The sequence below is a fragment of the Shigella sp. FC1567 genome (assembly GCF_001743015.1).
In the GTDB taxonomy this organism is placed as follows: domain Bacteria; phylum Pseudomonadota; class Gammaproteobacteria; order Enterobacterales; family Enterobacteriaceae; genus Escherichia; species Escherichia coli.
In genome coordinates, this window is the sequence record NZ_MIIV01000130.1 from 1 (window position 1) to 5,912 (window position 5,912).

The window sequence follows — 5,912 nt, forward strand, 5'->3', positions numbered from 1 at the left end:
TGTCCAATGTGCATAAAAAAATCCGGAAACAAGTGAGCGTTTCCGGATTCTTACACAGCCACTGGATCGGTCAACTGATCCTTAACTGATCGGCATTACAGCTCAAGGGCTGCCGTTTTGTGTTTCAGGTTTCTGTTATGTATTGCTGCTGTTTGCGGCGATGATTTTCGCTACTTTTTCAGCTTGCGCATTCATCTGCATCTGACGGTATGAATTTTCCATCAGTGGCAGCGCATCACGCGTAGCCTGGGTATCCGGGTAGTCGCGCAACATGCCTTCTACGCGGTTAACGACGGCAACCCATGCACCACGTTCTGTATAGTACTCGGCAACGGAGTATTCATATTTCGCCAGACGATCTTTCAGGAATACCAGACGTTTGGTTGCATCGGTAGTGTACTGACTGTTCGGATAGCCGCGCACCAGTTTGGAAAAGTCACTAAACGCAGCTCGTGCATGTTGAGGATCGCGATCGCTACGGTCAACGCCAAAGAACCCTTGCAGCGCACTGTCATCCAGCGCCATATTGGTCAGGCCACGCATGTACATGACATAATCGATATTCGGATGGGTCGGGTTAAGGCGAATAAAACGATCGATGGCAGCCTGTGCTAACGGCAAATCGGCGTTTTTATAGTAGGCGTAGATGAGATCCAGCTGCACCTGCTGCGAATACGGACCAAACGGATAGCGATTATCTAATGCTTCCAGTTGCGTTATTGCCTGTCTCCAGTTACCGTCCTGCAGCTTTTGTTGTGCAGTCGCGTAAATTTCATTTGGTGGATTATCAGGTACTTCTTCCTTTGACCCCGAGCAACCCGCCAAAAACAGGCTTAGTGTGGCGGCTGCCACCAGATATTTCATGCGCGTCATGACGTTTTGACTTTCCTCAAAATGTAATACGGGAGATTCTCTGTTCCTGCTCCCGGTTAAGACCAGCTACAATAGCACACTATATTAAACGGCAAAGCCGTAAAACCCCAACGATAAACGAAGAAGCAGTATATATGGCACAACGAGTACAGCTCACTGCAACGGTGTCCGAAAACCAACTCGGTCAACGCTTAGATCAGGCTTTGGCCGAAATGTTCCCGGATTATTCACGTTCGCGAATAAAAGAATGGATCCTCGACCAGCGCGTGCTGGTAAACGGCAAAGTTTGTGATAAGCCGAAAGAAAAAGTATTGGGTGGCGAGCAGGTTGCCATCAACGCTGAGATTGAAGAAGAAGCGCGTTTTGAACCGCAGGATATCCCGCTGGATATCGTCTATGAAGATGAAGATATCATCGTCATTAATAAACCGCGCGACCTGGTGGTACATCCTGGCGCGGGTAACCTGGATGGCACGGTACTGAATGCGTTGCTTCATTATTATCCGCCCATTGCCGATGTACCGCGTGCGGGCATCGTCCATCGTCTGGATAAAGACACCACTGGCCTGATGGTTGTGGCAAAAACCGTTCCGGCTCAGACGCGTTTAGTCGAATCTTTGCAAAGGCGTGAAATTACTCGTGAGTATGAAGCGGTGGCAATTGGTCATATGACCGCTGGCGGTACAGTAGATGAACCAATCAGCCGCCACCCGACCAAACGTACTCACATGGCGGTGCATCCCATGGGCAAACCGGCGGTCACTCACTATCGCATCATGGAACACTTCCGTGTGCACACGCGTCTGCGGTTGCGTCTGGAAACCGGACGTACGCACCAGATCCGCGTGCATATGGCGCATATTACCCATCCGCTGGTGGGCGATCCGGTTTATGGTGGCCGTCCGCGTCCGCCAAAAGGTGCTTCGGAAGCGTTTATCTCCACGCTGCGTAAGTTTGACCGCCAGGCGCTTCATGCAACTATGCTGCGTCTTTATCACCCGATCTCCGGCATCGAAATGGAATGGCATGCGCCTATTCCAGAAGATATGGTGGAGTTGATTGAGGTTATGCGCGCCGATTTCGAAGAGCATAAGGATGAAGTGGACTGGTTATGAGTAAGCTGATTGTCCCGCAGTGGCCGCTGCCAAAAGGTGTTGCGGCCTGTAGCTCTACCCGTATCGGCGGCGTGAGCTTGCCACCTTACGACTCTCTCAACCTTGGCGCTCATTGTGGTGATAACCCGGAGCACGTAGAGGAGAATCGCAAGCAACTTTTTGCTGCGGGAAATTTGCCTTCAAAACCGGTCTGGCTTGAGCAGGTACACGGCAAAGATGTGCTTAAGCTCACTGGCGAACCTTATGCCTCAAAACGGGCGGATGCCTCTTATAGCAATACGCGGCACGGTTTGCGCAGTGATGACTGCCGACTGCCTCCCTGTGCTGTTTTGCAATCGAGCGGGAACGGAAGTCGCCGCCGTTCATGCTGGCTGGCGTGGACTGTGCGCAGGCGTGCTGGAAGAGACGGTTTCCTGTTTTGCTGATAAACCTGAAAACATTCTCGCCTGGTTAGGGCCGGCAATTGGTCCACGCGCGTTCGAAGTGGGGGCGGAGGTTCGCGAGGCGTTTATGGCAGTAGACGCTAAAGCAAGTGCAGCTTTCATTCAGCATGGTGATAAGTATCTGGCGGATATTTATCAGCTTGCCCGGCAGCGTCTGGCGAACGTGGGTGTTGAGCAAATTTTCGGCGGCGACCGTTGTACATATACGGAAAATGAGACTTTCTTCTCTTATCGTCGCGACAAGACCACCGGTCGTATGGCAAGTTTCATTTGGCTGATATAACCTAAAGAATCAAGACGATTCGGTACGCGTGATTTTCTTTTCACATTAATCTGGTCAATAACCTTGAATAATTGAGGGATGACCTCATTTAATCTCCAGTAGCAACTTTGATCCGTTATGGGAGGAGTTATGCGTCTGGATCGTCTTACTAATAAATTCCAGCTTGCTCTTGCCGATGCCCAATCACTTGCACTCGGGCACGACAACCAATTCATCGAACCACTTCATTTAATGAGCGCCCTGCTGAATCAGGAAGGGGGTTCGGTTAGTCCTTTATTAACATCCGCTGGCATAAATGCTGGCCAGTTGCGCACAGATATCAATCAGGCATTAAATCGTTTACCGCAGGTTGAAGGTACTGGTGGTGATGTCCAGCCATCACAGGATCTGGTGCGCGTTCTTAATCTTTGCGACAAGCTGGCGCAAAAACGAGGTGATAACTTTATCTCGTCAGAACTGTTCGTTCTGGCGGCACTTGAGTCTCGCGGCACGCTGGCCGACATCCTGAAAGCAGCAGGGGCGACCACCGCCAACATTACTCAAGCGATTGAACAAATGCGTGGAGGTGAAAGCGTGAACGATCAAGGTGCTGAAGACCAACGTCAGGCTTTGAAAAAATATACCATCGACCTTACCGAACGAGCCGAACAGGGCAAACTCGATCCGGTGATTGGTCGTGATGAAGAAATTCGCCGTACCATTCAGGTGCTGCAACGTCGTACTAAAAATAACCCGGTACTGATTGGTGAACCCGGCGTCGGTAAAACTGCCATCGTTGAAGGTCTGGCGCAGCGTATTATCAACGGCGAAGTGCCGGAAGGATTGAAAGGCCGCCGCGTACTGGCGCTGGATATGGGCGCGCTGGTGGCTGGGGCGAAATATCGCGGTGAGTTTGAAGAACGTTTAAAAGGCGTGCTTAACGATCTTGCCAAACAGGAAGGCAACGTCATCCTGTTTATCGACGAATTACATACCATGGTCGGCGCGGGTAAAGCCGATGGCGCAATGGACGCCGGAAACATGCTGAAACCGGCGCTGGCGCGTGGTGAATTGCACTGCGTAGGTGCCACGACGCTTGACGAATATCGCCAGTACATCGAAAAAGATGCTGCGCTGGAACGTCGTTTCCAGAAAGTGTTTGTTGCCGAGCCTTCTGTTGAAGATACCATTGCGATTCTGCGTGGCCTGAAAGAACGTTACGAATTGCACCACCATGTGCAAATTACTGACCCGGCAATTGTTGCAGCAGCGACGTTGTCTCATCGCTACATTGCTGACCGTCAGCTGCCGGATAAAGCCATCGACCTGATCGATGAAGCAGCATCCAGCATTCGTATGCAGATTGACTCAAAACCAGAAGAACTCGACCGACTCGATCGTCGTATCATCCAGCTCAAACTGGAACAACAGGCGTTAATGAAAGAGTCTGATGAAGCCAGTAAAAAACGCCTGGATATGCTCAACGAAGAACTGAGCGACAAAGAACGTCAGTACTCCGAGTTAGAAGAAGAGTGGAAAGCAGAAAAGGCATCGCTTTCTGGTACGCAGACCATTAAAGCGGAACTGGAACAGGCGAAAATCGCTATTGAACAGGCTCGCCGTGTGGGGGACCTGGCGCGGATGTCTGAACTGCAATACGGCAAAATCCCGGAACTGGAAAAGCAACTGGAAGCCGCAACGCAGCTCGAAGGCAAAACTATGCGTCTGTTGCGTAATAAAGTGACCGACGCCGAAATTGCTGAAGTGCTGGCGCGTTGGACGGGGATTCCGGTTTCTCGCATGATGGAAAGCGAGCGCGAAAAACTGCTGCGTATGGAGCAAGAACTGCACCATCGCGTCATTGGTCAGAACGAAGCGGTTGATGCGGTATCTAACGCTATTCGCCGTAGCCGTGCGGGGTTGGCGGATCCAAATCGCCCGATTGGTTCATTCCTGTTCCTCGGCCCAACGGGTGTGGGGAAAACTGAGCTTTGTAAGGCGCTGGCGAACTTTATGTTTGATAGCGACGAGGCGATGGTCCGTATCGATATGTCCGAGTTTATGGAGAAACACTCGGTGTCTCGTCTGGTTGGTGCGCCTCCGGGATATGTCGGTTATGAAGAAGGTGGCTACCTGACCGAAGCTGTGCGTCGTCGTCCGTATTCCGTCATCCTGCTGGATGAAGTGGAAAAAGCGCATCCGGATGTCTTCAACATTCTGTTGCAGGTACTGGATGATGGTCGTCTGACTGACGGGCAGGGGAGAACGGTCGACTTCCGTAATACGGTTGTCATTATGACCTCTAACCTCGGTTCCGATTTGATTCAGGAACGCTTCGGTGAACTGGATTATGCGCACATGAAAGAGCTGGTGCTCGGTGTGGTAAGCCATAACTTCCGTCCGGAATTCATTAACCGTATTGATGAAGTGGTGGTCTTCCATCCGCTGGGTGAACAGCACATTGCCTCGATTGCGCAGATTCAGTTGAAACGTCTGTACAAACGTCTGGAAGAACGTGGTTATGAAATCCACATTTCTGACGAGGCGCTGAAACTGCTGAGCGAGAACGGTTACGATCCAGTCTATGGTGCACGTCCTTTGAAACGTGCTATCCAGCAGCAGATCGAAAACCCGCTGGCACAGCAAATACTGTCTGGTGAATTGGTTCCGGGTAAAGTGATTCGCCTGGAAGTTAATGAAGACCGGATTGTCGCTGTCCAGTAATGATAAAACGAGCCCTTCGGGGCTCGTTTTTGTCTATAAGTTAGACGGAAAAGACTATATTTAAGATGTTTTGCCTGAAAAATGAGCGAACGATAAAGTTTTTATATTTTTCGCTTGTCAGGCCGGAATAACTCCCTATAATGCGCCACCACTGACACGGAACAACGGCAAACACGCCGCCGGGTCAGCGGGGTTCTCCTGAGAATCTCAACAGAGAAAAGCAAAAAAATGCTTGACTCTGTAGCGGGAAAGCGTATTATGCACACCCCGCGCCGCTGAGAAAAAGCGAAGCGGCACTGCTCTTTAACAATTTATCAGACAATCTGTGTGGGCACTCGAAGATACGGATTCTTAACGTCGCAAGACGAAAAATGAATACCAAGTCTCAAGAGTGAACACGTAATTCATTACGAAGTTTAATTCTTTGAGCATCAAACTTTTAAATTGAAGAGTTTGATCATGGCTCAGATTGAACGCTGGCGGCAGGCCTAACAC

The 5,912-nt window shown here is 50.5% G+C and carries 3 protein-coding genes and 1 pseudogene; 3 read left to right on the forward strand and 1 reads right to left on the reverse strand.

Annotated features, from left to right (window positions below; all coding sequences use genetic code 11):
* Nucleotides 1-135 precede the first annotated feature (135 nt).
* Nucleotides 136-873: an outer membrane protein assembly factor BamD gene (gene bamD / locus BHE85_RS09825; RefSeq protein ID WP_000197687.1), complete on the reverse strand. Its 738-nt coding sequence runs from the start codon at nt 871-873 to the stop codon at nt 136-138.
* 134 nt (nt 874-1,007) lie between these two features.
* Between bamD and rluD the strand changes: the two genes are divergently transcribed.
* The 3 genes and pseudogenes from rluD to clpB all read left to right on the forward strand — a co-directional run bounded on the left by rluD (nt 1,008) and on the right by clpB (nt 5,417).
* On the forward strand, nt 1,008-1,988 hold the full coding sequence (gene rluD, locus BHE85_RS09830; protein WP_000079103.1) for a 23S rRNA pseudouridine(1911/1915/1917) synthase RluD: 981 nt from the start codon (nt 1,008-1,010) through the stop codon (nt 1,986-1,988).
* Nucleotides 1,985-2,714, forward strand: a pseudogene (gene yfiH, locus BHE85_RS09835) (purine nucleoside phosphorylase YfiH). The gene rluD and the pseudogene yfiH overlap by 4 nt, the downstream one beginning before the upstream one ends.
* A gap of 129 nt (nt 2,715-2,843) precedes the next feature.
* On the forward strand, nt 2,844-5,417 hold the full coding sequence (gene clpB, locus BHE85_RS09840; protein ID WP_001235102.1) for an ATP-dependent chaperone ClpB: 2,574 nt from the start codon (nt 2,844-2,846) through the stop codon (nt 5,415-5,417).
* Nucleotides 5,418-5,912 lie beyond the last annotated feature (495 nt).